Source organism: Streptomyces sp. OfavH-34-F (assembly GCF_022347745.1).
Lineage (GTDB): Bacteria > Actinomycetota > Actinomycetes > Streptomycetales > Streptomycetaceae > Streptomyces.
Window position 1 is genome coordinate 1 of the sequence record NZ_JAKRGC010000171.1, and the last position, 12,911, is coordinate 12,911.

The 12,911-nt window shown below is 69.3% G+C and carries 15 protein-coding genes and 1 pseudogene; 7 read left to right on the forward strand and 9 right to left on the reverse strand.

Annotation, left to right across the window (positions count from 1 at the left end; genetic code table 11):
• Window positions 1–211, forward strand: a 211-nt coding sequence (locus MHW47_RS22400) for a hypothetical protein (RefSeq protein WP_239225585.1), incomplete at its 5' end; no start/stop codon positions are given.
• Here MHW47_RS22400 and MHW47_RS22405 read toward each other — a convergent pair.
• From MHW47_RS22405 to MHW47_RS22415, 3 genes are all read right to left on the reverse strand, one after another.
• On the reverse strand, window positions 190–417 hold the full coding sequence (locus MHW47_RS22405; RefSeq protein WP_239225586.1) for a hypothetical protein: 228 nt from the start codon (window positions 415–417) through the stop codon (window positions 190–192). The two genes, MHW47_RS22400 and MHW47_RS22405, sit on opposite strands and share 22 nt — an antisense overlap.
• Window positions 418–771: 354 nt before the next feature.
• Window positions 772–1,275 (reverse strand): hypothetical protein, encoded by a 504-nt coding sequence (locus MHW47_RS22410; protein WP_239225587.1) that lies wholly within the window; start codon window positions 1,273–1,275, stop codon window positions 772–774.
• 94 nt (window positions 1,276–1,369) lie between these two features.
• Entirely contained in the window at window positions 1,370–1,663 is a 294-nt protein-coding gene (locus MHW47_RS22415) for a hypothetical protein (RefSeq protein WP_239225588.1), read from the reverse strand.
• 837 nt (window positions 1,664–2,500) lie between these two features.
• Between MHW47_RS22415 and MHW47_RS22420 the strand changes: the two genes are divergently transcribed.
• The 3 genes from MHW47_RS22420 (at window position 2,501) to MHW47_RS22430 (ending at window position 5,944) form a co-directional block, all read left to right on the forward strand.
• Window positions 2,501–2,896 (forward strand): hypothetical protein, encoded by a 396-nt coding sequence (locus MHW47_RS22420; protein ID WP_239225589.1) that lies wholly within the window; start codon window positions 2,501–2,503, stop codon window positions 2,894–2,896.
• 91 nt (window positions 2,897–2,987) lie between these two features.
• Window positions 2,988–3,689, forward strand: a complete 702-nt coding sequence (locus MHW47_RS22425) for an ABC transporter ATP-binding protein (protein WP_239225590.1) — start codon at window positions 2,988–2,990, stop codon at window positions 3,687–3,689.
• A 92-nt stretch (window positions 3,690–3,781) separates the two neighbouring features.
• Window positions 3,782–5,944 carry an ABC transporter permease gene (locus MHW47_RS22430; RefSeq protein ID WP_239225591.1) on the forward strand — a complete coding sequence of 721 codons (2,163 nt, stop codon included), beginning with the start codon at window positions 3,782–3,784 and terminating at the stop codon, window positions 5,942–5,944.
• A gap of 16 nt (window positions 5,945–5,960) precedes the next feature.
• Here MHW47_RS22430 and MHW47_RS22435 read toward each other — a convergent pair.
• The 3 genes and pseudogenes from MHW47_RS22435 to MHW47_RS22455 all read right to left on the reverse strand — a co-directional run.
• Window positions 5,961–6,101 (reverse strand): annotated as a pseudogene (locus MHW47_RS22435) (XRE family transcriptional regulator); the annotation flags it as partial.
• A 239-nt stretch (window positions 6,102–6,340) separates the two neighbouring features.
• A complete protein-coding gene (locus MHW47_RS22445) occupies window positions 6,341–6,505 on the reverse strand; it encodes a hypothetical protein (RefSeq protein WP_239225599.1) in 165 nt (54 codons plus the stop codon).
• A gap of 183 nt (window positions 6,506–6,688) precedes the next feature.
• Window positions 6,689–7,222 carry a DinB family protein gene (locus tag MHW47_RS22455; protein ID WP_239225592.1) on the reverse strand — a complete coding sequence of 178 codons (534 nt, stop codon included), beginning with the start codon at window positions 7,220–7,222 and terminating at the stop codon, window positions 6,689–6,691.
• A 231-nt stretch (window positions 7,223–7,453) separates the two neighbouring features.
• On the opposite strand from MHW47_RS22455, the gene MHW47_RS22460 reads away from it, so the two are divergent.
• The 3 genes from MHW47_RS22460 (at window position 7,454) to MHW47_RS22470 (ending at window position 10,118) form a co-directional block, all read left to right on the forward strand.
• The gene (locus MHW47_RS22460) at window positions 7,454–7,906 is read left to right on the forward strand and encodes a VOC family protein (protein ID WP_239225597.1); all 453 of its coding nucleotides are present in this window, start codon (window positions 7,454–7,456) and stop codon (window positions 7,904–7,906) included.
• A 334-nt stretch (window positions 7,907–8,240) separates the two neighbouring features.
• Complete coding sequence (locus tag MHW47_RS22465) at window positions 8,241–9,488, forward strand: folylpolyglutamate synthase/dihydrofolate synthase family protein (protein ID WP_275449522.1); 1,248 nt, start codon at window positions 8,241–8,243, stop codon at window positions 9,486–9,488.
• Window positions 9,489–9,620: 132 nt separating this feature from the next.
• Window positions 9,621–10,118: a hypothetical protein gene (locus MHW47_RS22470; protein ID WP_239225593.1), complete on the forward strand. Its 498-nt coding sequence runs from the start codon at window positions 9,621–9,623 to the stop codon at window positions 10,116–10,118.
• Window positions 10,119–10,146: 28 nt separating this feature from the next.
• Here the strand turns inward: MHW47_RS22470 and MHW47_RS22475 are convergent, their stop codons facing one another.
• The 3 genes from MHW47_RS22475 to MHW47_RS22485 are packed head-to-tail and all read right to left on the reverse strand — an operon-like array spanning window position 10,147 to window position 12,783.
• Window positions 10,147–10,965, reverse strand: coding sequence for a fumarylacetoacetate hydrolase family protein (locus MHW47_RS22475; RefSeq protein WP_239225594.1), 819 nt, complete (start codon window positions 10,963–10,965; stop codon window positions 10,147–10,149).
• Window positions 10,966–10,996: 31 nt separating this feature from the next.
• Window positions 10,997–12,190, reverse strand: coding sequence for an acyl-CoA dehydrogenase family protein (locus tag MHW47_RS22480; protein WP_239225595.1), 1,194 nt, complete (start codon window positions 12,188–12,190; stop codon window positions 10,997–10,999).
• Window positions 12,187–12,783 (reverse strand): flavin reductase family protein, encoded by a 597-nt coding sequence (locus MHW47_RS22485; RefSeq protein ID WP_239225596.1) that lies wholly within the window; start codon window positions 12,781–12,783, stop codon window positions 12,187–12,189. Before MHW47_RS22485 ends, MHW47_RS22480 begins: the two co-directional genes overlap by 4 nt.
• Window positions 12,784–12,911 lie beyond the last annotated feature (128 nt).

Here is a 12,911-nt window from a genome sequence, read left to right on the forward strand (position 1 = left end):
GGCCAAGCGGAAGGGACTGCAGAAGGACCTGCGCGCCCTCGCCGCCAACATCCGCACCGACGCCGAAGGCCGTTACGACAGCGCGGAGCCCGGGTGGCGGGCCGGAGTCGAGTGGACGCTGCTGTGGATCGAGAACACCGCCGCCCAGCTGACCGAGGGCAGGCCGAGCGCCGGGGCCGGCGGCCCGGGTCAAGGCGTGTCGCCGGAGTAGTAGAAGCGGCAGCTGACGCCGGGGCCGGACGTGCGGGGTTCGCCGGGCTGCGGGTCGTACAGGGCGCGGCCGCCGGGCCACCGGGACAGCTCGCTGGTCAGGGCGACGCCGTCGTCGATGAATGGCAGGAGTTCCTGTCCCACTTCGAGCGGAGGAAGCTGGCGCTGGGCGAGTGCGGGCGGGCCTACGGAACCGACTGCATCCACGAACACGCCTGCGTCCGCTGCCCGGTCTTAATCGTCGCCGCGGACGAGAAGCCCCGCCTGGAGGAGATCCGCGACAACCTCAAAGACAGGATCGCCGAAGCCGAACGCGAAGGATGACTCGGCAAAGTCGAAGGACTATCCACCAGCCTCGCCGCCGCCGAAGACAAGATCGCCCAGATCGAAGCCCAGCAAGAGAGGAAGCAATCCCCCGTCTTCCTGGGCCTACCCAGCCTCGCCAAGCTCACCGCGCGCACCAGCGAAGCCACCAGGTAACGGCCGAGGGCACGGGGCCCCGGCTTCCACAGCCGCTCTCGACCAACCCTCAGTTCAGAGAAGCTTGCGTCTGACCGTGATCTAGGCGGACAGCCCGCCGTGCTGGCGCTCGCATCTGTCGTGCTGCAAGTGCAGCCGACGGAGGTCTTGCAGCGCAGCAACGGGGAACGGGTGCTGAACCCACTTCGCCCTGTAGCCGTCCTCCCCATGAAGCCGGACCACCGATTGAGCAGCCTCCAAGACGACGTGCCCAAGGAGGCTAAGGGGCTGAGTGGAGGACCACGAGAGTGCGCCTGCCTGATCCGGCGCGTCGAAGCTCGTGGACATGTCGGGAAACCGGTAGATCGCGACATGAACTTCTGAGCCTTCGCGGCGGAGAACCCACCTCACCTCAGCTGGCTCAAGATCGAAAGAGAAACGCTGGACGGAGGTGCGACCGTAGAGCCCGACGACACCGTGGAGCACGTCCGCAAGGGCGTCCGTGCAGTAGCTCACGAAGTCCTTCCGCTCCAACACACCGTCCGCGATGCGGTAGGTCGCCCAACCACTACCACTGAGTTCCCAGCTGAACTCAAGCTGACTCATCCCGCCCCCTGCCAGTGATCTTCTACCCAACGACGGTACAGCGGCGTTGAAGGAAGCCCTCACCCTCCCTTCGCACTGCCGTTGTACGCGTAGTTCAGAGAAGGGCTCCACCACGTCGTGTGGCACCGCATCGGAACCCACAGCATCCTGGACCGGCCCCTGGCCGAAGGCCGTCGTGCGGGCCCGCCGCGCTCGTGCCGCCGCCGTTGTAGCCCCAGCCGAAGCCGCCGCCCTCCGGCTCGGCCAGCTCGCGGAGAACCGTGATCCCGTACTGTCGCTCGGTCGGCCCGAACTCAGGCACCTCGACCAGGAGCCGGGCGGGATGCCGCTCTCCCTCGCTCTCCGGACCCTGCTGGACGCCGTGGTAGGTGCGGTCCTCGTACGCCATGCCATTCCCTCCCGTTGACCTCCGGACTACCTCAGCCTGGCGTACCGACAGGCACTGCGACAGAGCGCGACCGGCCAGCACGGCCCACGTGAAGAAGGCCGATCCTTGCGAAAGTGCAGTTCAGGGGCTCGGACAAGGGTCCTGCGCACGCCGGCTACTTCTCTGCTGAGGGGTCTTGGCGAAGTCGGAACCGATGTCGGCGTCCGCTGCGGCCCCGGGTATCTGGACTCCGGAGCCCTCCGGAGCGGCGGCCAGCTGCGGCGTACAGCCGCCGCGAACGGGCAGCGTCCGGCCGACCCGCTCACGGCCAGGCCCGCCCGAGTAGTCCCCGGGTGCGCATGGCGCGGGCGAGGGCGTGCTGGTCGGTGGTGAACGTGTCCAGGTCCGCGTGGGAAAGAACTTGATGCAACAGCCAACTGAAGAGCGATTTTCAGCCGCTGTCTGAATGTGTGCACAGAATTATTCGGTGGGGATGGTGCGGCTCGCGAAGATTCACTCCCTGAGTCTTGCACCTATGGATAAACGACAGGTTCCAGGTGTACGGGTTGTTTCACGCCGCGAGACGTCTGAAAAAGTGCGTGATCTAGATAACAGGAACTGGCGGGGTTGCAGAGAGTGTGTAATGCGCGCGCCATAGTGTCGAAATGTTCCCGATTCCGTCATTCTCCTCCGGTGCCATGTGCGGCGAGTGGTTGAAGTGGACAGTGTGCTTCCGGTGAAAAGAGTGAAAAAGGTTGAGGGCAGGTGAATGTAATGGCAACGTGGCTGGCCGGTCGCAACGAGTGAGGCGCCATCGGGGCGGCCGACGCCAGGAATGAGAAGAATAGGGGAGGAATCATGTCTCTGAGCAGCACTGTCGGTAAGGTCTTGGTGGGGGGTGCGGCCGTGGCAGCGCTTTCCGGGATCGCGCCGGCCTTCGCAGACGCCGGGGAGAACCTGTACTCGGCCACCACAGGCGCGTCGGCGTGGAGCGACAGGGAGAAGGACGGCAAGTATCTCGGTAACGCCGTTGTATCGGTCAAGGACAAGGTGGAAGACGGGGACGAGGTCTACGTCAATTACGACCGCCGCTACAACACGGGCTTCCGGATGAACAATGAGGGCGGCGTGGGCTCCACGCTGGACTCGGCGGCCGACAAGATCAACTACGTGACGAAGGTGCAGGCCTGTGTGAACCTCAACAACAAGCCCGACCGGTGCGGTACCACCGACCAGCCGGGCGACGGACGCTAGAAATCGTGTGGCGGTGGGGTGCCCCCGGGAGGTGCACCCCACCGCATTATGCGTGCCGGTAGAAAACGTAATGAGGGCAGGACAAGTGGGCATGGCGCAGGGCAACGTGGCAGAAGCACGGCCCGTACTGGAGATCTCCAACCTTGGTTACGGGATCGGCGGACGGACCCTGTTCGACGGCCTTTCCCTGTTACTGCGGGCAGGAGAGTCGGTCGCGATAACAGGACCGAGCGGTTCCGGGAAAAGCACGCTGCTGTCCTGCGTACTGGGTCTGGTCAAGCCTGACAGCGGCACAGTGGAAGTCGCCGGTACGCCTATAACCGGCCTACGGCAGGCGAAGCTGGCTCGTTTGCGTGCCCGGTCGATCGGGATGGTCTTTCAGTTCGGCGAGCTCCTCCCGGAACTCAGCCCTCTGGACAATGTGTACCTGGCGGCCTTGCTGGCACGCAACGGCCGCGGCAATGAGGCGCGGGTGCGTGCTCAGCGCCTTCTCGAGGAACTCGGCGTTCCTCTGGCAGCGACGAGTCAGGAGCTTTCGGGCGGGGAACGGCAGCGTACGGCGGTGGCCCGGGCGCTCATCAACGAGCCGGCATTGCTGCTGGCCGACGAGCCGACCGGGGCCCTGGACGCAGAGTCCAGGGACAGGACGGCGGAACTGCTCTTTAAGGTGCCTCGGCAGTATGCGTGCGGCTTGTTGGTGGTCACCCATGACCCGGGAATCGCCGCCCGCGCGGATCGGACGCTTCAACTGTCGGCCGGGAACCTTGAGTCTGCCGCCCGTGGTGATGCGTGATGGCCGCGGCAAGAGCAGCAGAACTGGCGTGCAGGCTTCTGGCGGTCGGGCGGGGCGCCGGCCGGCGGGCCGAGGCCGGCGGCATACGTGTGGTGGCTCTGCTCCTCGCCACCGCCGTGCTATCTGTCGTGCTGGCCGGCCTGGCAGCGGTCCACGCCGTGTACGCGGAGAAGGAAGAGCGCAGGGTCGCGCGAACCCCGGTCGTACAGGAAGACGCGACTGGCAAGGGATCCACGACCTGGCTGGTGGGCTCCGACTCGCTGCAGAATAAGAGACGCTTCAACGTCGTCTTCCTGGCCCCGCACGAGGGCGACGCACCGTTGCCACCCGGCGTGGACCACTGGCCGGCCCCCGGCGAGGCCGTACTTTCGCCCGAGTTGCGAAAAGCGGGGGCAGGCGAGGACATCGACCACCGCTACGGCGACCTGGCCGGTGTCATCCAGCCCTCCGGCCTGGACGAGCCGACTGAATGGCTCGCCTACGTCCGGCCACGCGACGGCCTCAGCGGCAAATCGCCGAACAACGTCCTTGCCGGCTTCGGCCCGGCGGCCCAAGGCATCTTCGCCCCTGGCCTAGAACCCGGATCAGGCCGGGACGACGACAAGGCCGAGTGGATGTTCCAGAGCGCCGTCGCCGGCCTCCTCGGCCTGCCCGCGCTGGCGCTGCTCGTCATCGCCGTGCGCACAGGCGCTCACGCTCGCGACCGCAGGACCGCACTGATTGCCGCACTCGGCGGCCGGCGCACGGACCGCACCCTGGTGGCCATCGGCGAAGCAGCGCAACCCGCCCTGCTCGGCACCCTTCTCGGCGCTGCCGTCGTCGCCTGGGCGATGCTCACCAACCTTCGTATCCCGTTCACCGACTACATCCTGTCCAGCGAGTACCTCCGCCAGTACGGCTGGCTCGTCGGCCCCACACCCGTCGCCGCCCTCGCCGTGGTCCTCACCGTTGTTGTCGTGGCAGAACTGGCCCCCCGCCGCAGCAGCACAGGAACCCGGCCCCACAGCCCGACAGCATCGCGCTGGCTGCCCCGATTCGCCGGGCTGTTCCCCGTGATGTTCCTCATCGCGGTGCGAGGCCCTGACTTCGTCGGCTCCGACTCAGGACAGCGCACCCTTGTCGGATGGGCGGGCATCGCCGGCACCGTGCTGACCCTGCCCGCTGCGATCGCGACCGCCACCGCAGCGGCCGGGCCACTCCTCACCCGCTGGGGCCAGTCGCACGGCCTGGCCGGCACCTTGGTGGCCGGGCGCCGCACCACCAGCTATCCAGGCAGCACCGCCCGCCTGGTCACCGGCATCGTGGTGGGCCTCATCGTTCTCATGCAAGCGGTCGCCTGGCAAGGACTGTTCGGGGCTCAGAGCACCGACGCACAACGCACCCTCGACCGCATCGGTACCAGCGCACTTTCCGTCGGCGTAAGAGGCCAGGTCTCGGACGCGGATATGACCGCGTTCCTGGACCGCCTCCCTGACAACACCAAAGCCGTCCTCCTGGCAGGACCCGTCGACGGCTCTGACGGCAACGGACCCATGCGCCTCTACGGAGACTGCCCCGCCTTGGCAGCCCTCCACCTGAAGTGCCCGGCACGCACCGACCGTCTCAGTGGGCCGCCCCAGGACCCCAGGCTGCAAGAAATGGTCAGATGGACACCACACGGGCCACTGCAAATGGACATCCACCGCACCAGCGGCCCCGCACTAGCACACCGTGCAGCCGCCTCGACGGAGGAATCCGCCTTCGTGCTCGTCCGCAACGACGGACGTACCATCTCCGCATCCGCTATCAAGAAGCTGGCCCACCAAGTGCTCCCACGCGGTGCACGAGCCAGTGCCCCCGGTGAAGACGAACTGACCGCGGGCATCCCCAATCGAGACCAGGGCCGGTGGAGCACCCTACTGGGCCTCCTCGGCGTCACAGTCCTCACCCTCGCTGCAGGCATCAGCGCCATGGCAGAGTTCCTCCGCCACGGGCGGGCACTGGCACCGCTGTCCGTACTCACAGGCGGACTCCATGCCTTCCGCACGAGCGCCGCCTGGACCGTCTTCATGCCGCTCGTCCTGGCCGGACTCGCGGGAAGCGCTGTGGCAGCCGGCCTCGCCGACCCCGTCTCCGAGAGCGACGACGCCTTCCTCACACGCCAGTTGACCCTCTCCGCCGCGGTAGCGGTTCTGGCCATCGGCGTTCTCATGTGGGCATGGGCAAGCACCGTCTCGGTCAAACAAGCCCGCAGCTGGCGCCCGCGAGGGGACTGACAGCAAGACAGGCAGGTGCGCTGTTCTGCAATTCCTGCTCGCCCGCTCCGGCGTCCTGCGCGGCGAATAGCCGGGCCGTGTAAACGGGCGGGAGGGCCTGGGTAATCCACCTGATGCGGCTGTCGTCCGTCGTTCCGGGGGCGGCGGTGTAGCTGAAACCGGGCGCGGGCAGCCTTTCGTCACCCGCCGAAGGTCTCCAGGAGGTCTGTTTTCGCGACAACGGACGGCGCGCGGAAGGCCTCCTCGTCGAATTCACCGACACAGAGCACACCGCCCTCGACTACAGCTGAACAACAACGCTCTTCGGCGGGAAACCGCGTGCGGACTCGGGACCAGTACACGGCCCGGGTCCGCACGCATGCGCCCCCTGCCGCCGGCCGTGCCTGGCCGGCGCGATCAAGGGACGTCGCCCTCCAAGAAGAACGGCCCGCCCGTGCCGCCTGGGGCGGGTTCGTAGGAGGCGCGGCCGCCGGCCCCGTACGCGCTGAGCGGGGCGATCAGGTACGCCCCGGTGGTGAGCATGTCCTCGCTCCAGCCTTCGTCCTGCTCTACGTCGGCCATTTACTCGCGGACTATCCGCTGCAGACCGACCACCAGGCCGGCCACAAAGCCGACCAGGGCGCGGCCGGGTGGCGGGCCAACCTGACCCACGCCAGCACGCACGTCATCGCCTGCTCGCTCGCTCTGGCCGTCGCCGCCGTCGTCCATGACGTCATGAAGGGGCGAACGTTGCTTGATGCGGCACTAGTCCTGGGACCGGGCAGCACGCAAGAGCCGTAGCTGGCCGATCTCTGCCGCGTTCTTCATCAGCTCTGCATTCACCCAGGCCGCTGTGTCAGCCACAGTGCGCGCCGGATCGCCCTGCCATGGGAAACGGGCCGGCGCATCAAGATCGGCATCGGTGAGGCCTTCCAGCACGACCAGCCACGCCGACCGAAGCTCCCGCAACCACTGGATGACGGAGTGAGGTTCACCGCTCCACGTCACCTCGCTCCGAGGGCGTGGATCGCGGCCACCCGCGTGCTCAACCGCAGCATCCCACCACCAGCCGATATGCCAGCTGAGCCAACCGATGGTCGGAACAGGCACCGGGTCGGGCTCCTCTTCCGCCCAGTCCGGGATCCAGCTTCCATCAGACGCTTGACGGACGGTCCAACTGTGCTTGGGCGACGGTTCCCACAAGAAGTCATCCGGCTGCAGCCGTTCGAGGTGGTATTCGAAGAGCGACCACGTCAGGTCAAACTGCCAGCGCAGCAGATCACGTCGCACAGAACTCATCCCGCGACCGTGCCACACCAACACAGGCACGCAAAGGCATTTTGAGCTGCTCCCGACGCCCCGGAAATCCCAGACAGGCACTGAAGCGACCGTATGCTGCCGCACGTCGACATCGAGGGTGCGAAGCTCAGCCGGACCGCTTTCGCGGGCGGGGTGGGCGGTGTCCGGCGGGGCGCTGTGATGATCGTCGGGTACGGCCGCGTTTGCGGCGTCGACCAGGGAGGAATGCCCATGTCCAGCGACGTCACCACCGGGGGTCTCGTGAACCGGCCGGGCCACGGGACACTGCATCACGTCGAGATCTGGGTTCCCGATCTCGGGCGGGCTGTCGCCTCGCTCGGCCGGCTTTTGCAGGCGCTGGGGTACGCCGTGCACCAGAGCTGGGAAGGCGGGCGCAGTTGGCGGCTCGGTCCGACCTACCTCGTCCTCGAACAGTCTCCGGCCATGAGTGCCGGCCGGTACGATCGCCGGCGTCCCGGGCTGAACCATCTCGCCTTCCACGTGGAGGATGCCGCCGCCGTCGAGGAGCTGGCCGCCGATGCCGTCCGTCATGGCTGGAGGCTGATGTTTCCCGAGCTTCACCCGCACGCCGGTGGGGCACAGCACTATGCCGCCTACCTGGAGGACGCCGACGGCTTCGAGGTCGAGCTTGTCGCGATCGACTCGTCCCACAACACGACGTGACCGGGGCCGATCCACGGTTTCCGGGCCGTTCCCCGCGCGCCGCAGGTGAAGTACTCGCAATCGGGCGGTCACCCGAACCGGTGACTTCGGGTCAGCGGGGCCCGGGCCCGGTCACGCCGGGGTCCGCCCTAGGGGCCGCGCGGTGGCCTGCCTGCCGGGCGCGGCCACGGCTGCGCTCCCCTCGGGCAGCCCAATCACCCACTGTGCGTTGGGTGTTGCTCAGCGTGGCAGGATCTGTTGAGTGGACTACCAACGCTGTACAGAGCTCCTCGCCGCGGTGCACGAGAATCCCCACAGGCTGACCCGGACGGTCCGTCAGAAGAACGTCCCACGGTTGTTGGAGATGCTGGGCCGGCCCGAGCGGTCGCTGCGCGGGATGCTGGTGGTCGGGACGAACGGCAAGGGGTCGACGTGTGCGTTCGCCGTCGCGGCGGTGACGGCGGCCGGAGCGCGGGTGGGCAGCATGCCGAGCCCGCATCTGCAGGAGCCCAGGGAGCGCATCCGGATCGACGGGGTGCCGGTCACGCGGGCGGAGTACGCCGAGGCGTTCGCCGAGGTCTGGCACGCGATCGAGCTGCACGGGCTGCCCGTCCTGGCCCAGGGCATCCACGCGGCCACCGCGGCCGTCCACTTCCGGCGGGCCGGTGTGGACGTCGCGGTCGCCGAGGCGAGCATCGGCGGCAGCAGGGCCGCAGCCGCGGAACTCGGCCTGGACGTCAAGGTGGTCACCGGCGTCGGGCTCGACCACACCCGGCTGCTCGGCGATTCCCTGCACCAGATCGCCCGGGCCAAGATCGCCGCCGCGCAGAACGGGGACCACGTCGTCCTCGGACGGCTGGCCCCCGAGGCCGCCGCAGGCGCCGAGCAGGTCCTGCGGGACCGGTCCGGACTGACCGTGTGGCGCATGGACCACGAGATCCGCTACACCGCCCGCCCCTCGGCCTCCGGCACGGGGGCACTGGTGGACGTCACCACCCCGCGCACCGTTCACCGCGGCCTCCCCTGCCCGCTGTCCGGCGCCCACCAGCACCACAACCTCGCGACCGCCGTCGCGGCCGTGGACGCGATGGCCGAACGCGGGCACATCCGCGAGCCCGACGGCGAGCTGCTTCGCGCCCGGCTCGCGGCCACCCGCTGGCCCGGCCGCCTGGAGCTCATCGACCCGGCCCGTCTGGACCACTGGACGGGCCGCGTGCTGCTGGAAGGGGCCACCAACCCGCAGGGCGTCGCCACCGTCGCCCCGGAAATCCTGCGGCAGGCCCGCGCCGGCGACCTCCCCGGCCCGCCCGTCCTGGTCTTCGCCGCGATGCACGACAAGGACGTGTCGGGCATGCTCGCCCCGCTCCCCTCCCACTGGCCGCTCGTCCTCACGCGCACCGGTTCCCACCAGGCCGCCGACCCCGCCGCCCTGCACCACCAGCTGGCTCCGGGCCGCCAGGGACCGTGCCTGACCACCGACGACACTCCGGCAGCCCTGCGCCGGGCCGCCGAGCACGCCGGGCCCGGCGGCCTCGTCGTCGTCCTCGGCTCCCTGCGCCTGGTGGGCGAAACCCGCACCGCGCTCGGGCTGCACCCCGCGTAACGGCGGAACCTGCCCGTTCATCCCCGGCAGGGGGCGGCCGGGGCGACGAGCAGGCGGGACTCTCGTGGCCCCGAGAGGGCTGCCTTCCGCAGCTCCGCTGTAGCGTTGGCCGCACACGATCAGGGGGATTCAGTGGCGAGATCCTTGCACTTCAGCTGGGAACTGAGCGGCTCCGGCTGGGCGAGGTACAGGATCTGGGACGGCTCGACGAACCACGGGGACAGTGCCAGTTACTGTACGAACGCGCTCGCCGACGTGTTGAAGGGCGTGGCGGGTCTCTACGGCCTCCATGACGCCCGGCGGTTCTCGTTCGGCCTGGACCCGGCGGAGGCGCGCTGGATTCTTCGCCGTCGAAACGACGACGTCCACATCGCGATCCGGCGCTTCCCGGACATGTTGACGAGCCATGACGCGCCGGACGGGCAGGGCACCCTGGTGTGGACGTCGACACGTCCTCGCGCCTTGCTGGCGCACGCGGTCCTGATGGCCGCCGAGAAGGTGTGGCACACCCACGGCGAGGACGGCTATCTCCGGAAGTGGCAGCTACATCCCTTCCCCACCCGCGAACTGGAAGCCCTCAGGTCTCTGCATCTGGCCGTGGACGACTGCGCTCTCCGGCACAACGGCTGAGCCGGCCCCGGCTCCCGGTGGCGGTGGGTCAGGTGATCGGGTTGGTCAGTGTGCCGATGCCGTCGATGGTCACCTCGACCACGTCGCCGCGCTTCAGGTACCAGCGGGGGGTGCGGGCTCGGCCGACTCCGCCGGGGGTGCCGGTGAGGACGAGGTCGCCGGGGCGGAGGGGCAGCATGGTGGAGATGTACGAGATCAGCCGGACGGGGGTGAACAAGAGGTCGGCGATCGCGTGTTCCTGGACCGTCGTGCCGTTGACCGTGGTGGAGAGGGTGGCGGTGGCGGGGTCGAAGGCGTCGGGTGTGGTGAGGACGGGGCCCACCGGGGTGGAGCGGGCCCAGATCTTGCCCTGGAGCCATTCGGTGGTGCGGTTCTGCCAGCCGCGCATGGAGATGTCGTTGGCGACCGTGTATCCGGCGATGCACTCGGCGGCCTCGTCCTCGTCCACCCGGTAGGCGGTGCGGCCCACGACGACGGCGAGTTCTCCCTCCCAGTCCATCTCCGGGTCCTCCGGCACGGCGGCCACGGGGTCGGCGGGGCCGGTGAGGGTGTCGGCGAACTTCGCGAAGAGGGTGGGGTGGGAGGGGAGGCCCCGGCCCATCTCCTCGATGTGGCTCGTGTAGTTGAGACCGGTGCACAGCACCTTCGACGGGTTCGGCACGAGGGTGTCGAGTGCGGCGTCCTCGGCCGGGACGCGGCGTCCGTCGGCGCCGGCCGCCCGCCGCCGCCAGTCCTCGTCCCGCAGCAGGTCGCCGATGTCGGCGCAGCCGGGGATCTCGGTGAACGTGTCGCCGTCCAGGCGGGCCGCTGCCGTTCCTCCGGGGGTGCGCAGGGTTGCCAGTTTCATGCTGTTCTCCTTCTCGTCGCGCGGAGGGGCTTCAGGCGTGGGCGGCGGGGCGTTCGGGGACGATCAGGTCGAAGAAGCCCCAGTGGGCTCCGGCGGGGAGGGTGCTGGACAGCATGCGGCCGCACTTCTGCGTGACGATGTGGGAGGAGCCGCGGTGCTGGCTGCCGGCGTGGCTGTCGCGGAAGAAGCGTTGCAGGACGCCGTCCCGCATGACCCGTGCGCCGGCGAAGCGGTGGACGAGTTGGCTGATCTCGACCGCGGTGCGGCCGGCGAGGCTGCACGCGAGGCGGGACATCGTCTCCTGCTCGTCGCTGAGGCGTGCCCCGGTGGAGAGGGTCTCCTCGTTGTCGCGCCAGGTGTCGCGGAGCAGCGCCATCGTGCCGCGGACGTGCGAGAAGTGGCGGGCGAACTCGCCGAAGAACTCGTCGCTGGTGACCGGGGACTCGTGGGCGGGGTTCCTGCTGAGGGTGAGGTCGCGCAGTTCGTCGAGCATGCGGCGGCCGACGCCCTGGGACCAGGCGGCCTGGTGGAGGCCGGCGGAGAGGGCGGGGCTGAGCCGGTTCTCGGGGCGGCCGCGGCGGGCGTGGCCGGGGCCGATGGCGTAGATGTAGGTGTCCTCGACGAATACGTCCTCGGCCCGGTAGTCGAGGCTCGCGGTCGCGCGCAGGCCGAGCATGTCCCAGTTGTCGCTGATCCGTACGGCGGAGCGGGGGACGAGGCAGACCACTCGTTCTCCGGTGCCCTCGACCGTGGCGGAGAGGTTGAGGTGGGTGGCCATGGAGACGCCGGGGGCGAACTGCCAGTCGCCGCTGACCCGGCAGCCGCCGGTGACCCGGACCGCCCGGCCGGTGAACGAGGTGGACTGGCCCGCGACGAGGGGTTCGGCGCCGTCGGCGAAGAGGGCGGCCACGGCTTCGTCGCCCAGGTGGGCGGCGGCGGTGGCGGTCTCGCTCGTGAGGGACCGGACGAGCCAGCCGAGGGAGGCGTCCGTGTGGGACAGCTTCTCCATGACTTCCAGGATCTGGAGGGGGGAGGCGTCCAGGCCGCCGAGTTCGGCGGGGACGGTCAGTTCGAGGATTCCGCTGTCGCGCAGGGCGTCCTGGACCGCCGGTGTGGGGCGGCGCAGCCGTTCGCTGTCGGGGGCCTCGCTCAGCAGGAGGGGGCGGATGGTGTCCAGTCGTGCCAGGAGGGCGGTGGTGTCGGCGGGAGGGGTGGGGCTGGTCACGGTCGGTTCCTTTCGGACCGGGCGCCGTTCTCGGTGCCGGCTTCGGTTTCCTGGGCCAGCGCGCTCCACTGGCCGCGGTAGAAGAGCAGGGGGCGGGCGTCGTCCTGCTGGCCGTGGGCCGTCACCCGGCCGAGTACCAGGACGTGGTCGCCGCCGTCGTTGGCGGCCCAGGGGGTGCACTGGAAGTAGGCGGGTGAGCCGCCGATGCGGGGTGCGGGGCCGTCCGTGATCCAGTCGATGGGGCGGTCCTGGGGCCGGCCCGCGAAGTGGAGTGCGGTGTCGAGTTGGTTGTCGCCGAGGACGTTGACCGCGAAGGGCCGTTCCAGCAGGTGGTTGAGGGCGCGTGAGGTGCGCTGCATGGACACCAGGACCAGGGGCGGGTCCAGGGAGACCGAGGTGAAGGAGTTCACGGTGACGCCGTAGTGGGTGGTGCCCACGCGGTAGGTGAGGACCACGACGCCGGTGGCGAAGTTGCCGAGGGCGTTGCGGAGTTGGCGGGGGTCGGCGAGCGGGGGGTGCGCGGTGTCCGACGCGGGCGGTACGGCGTCGGCGGCCTTCTCGTAGATCTCGGCGTCCCACATGATGTCGGTCATCGGGGAACCTCCTGGAGGGGTCGCGGGGCCCGGCGCGCGGGGCCGGGGCGGGGGGCGGGAGGGGTGCGGTGGTCATCCGTATCACGCCCTGGCCGCGACGCGTTCGCCGAGCAGGCCCTGTGGGCGCA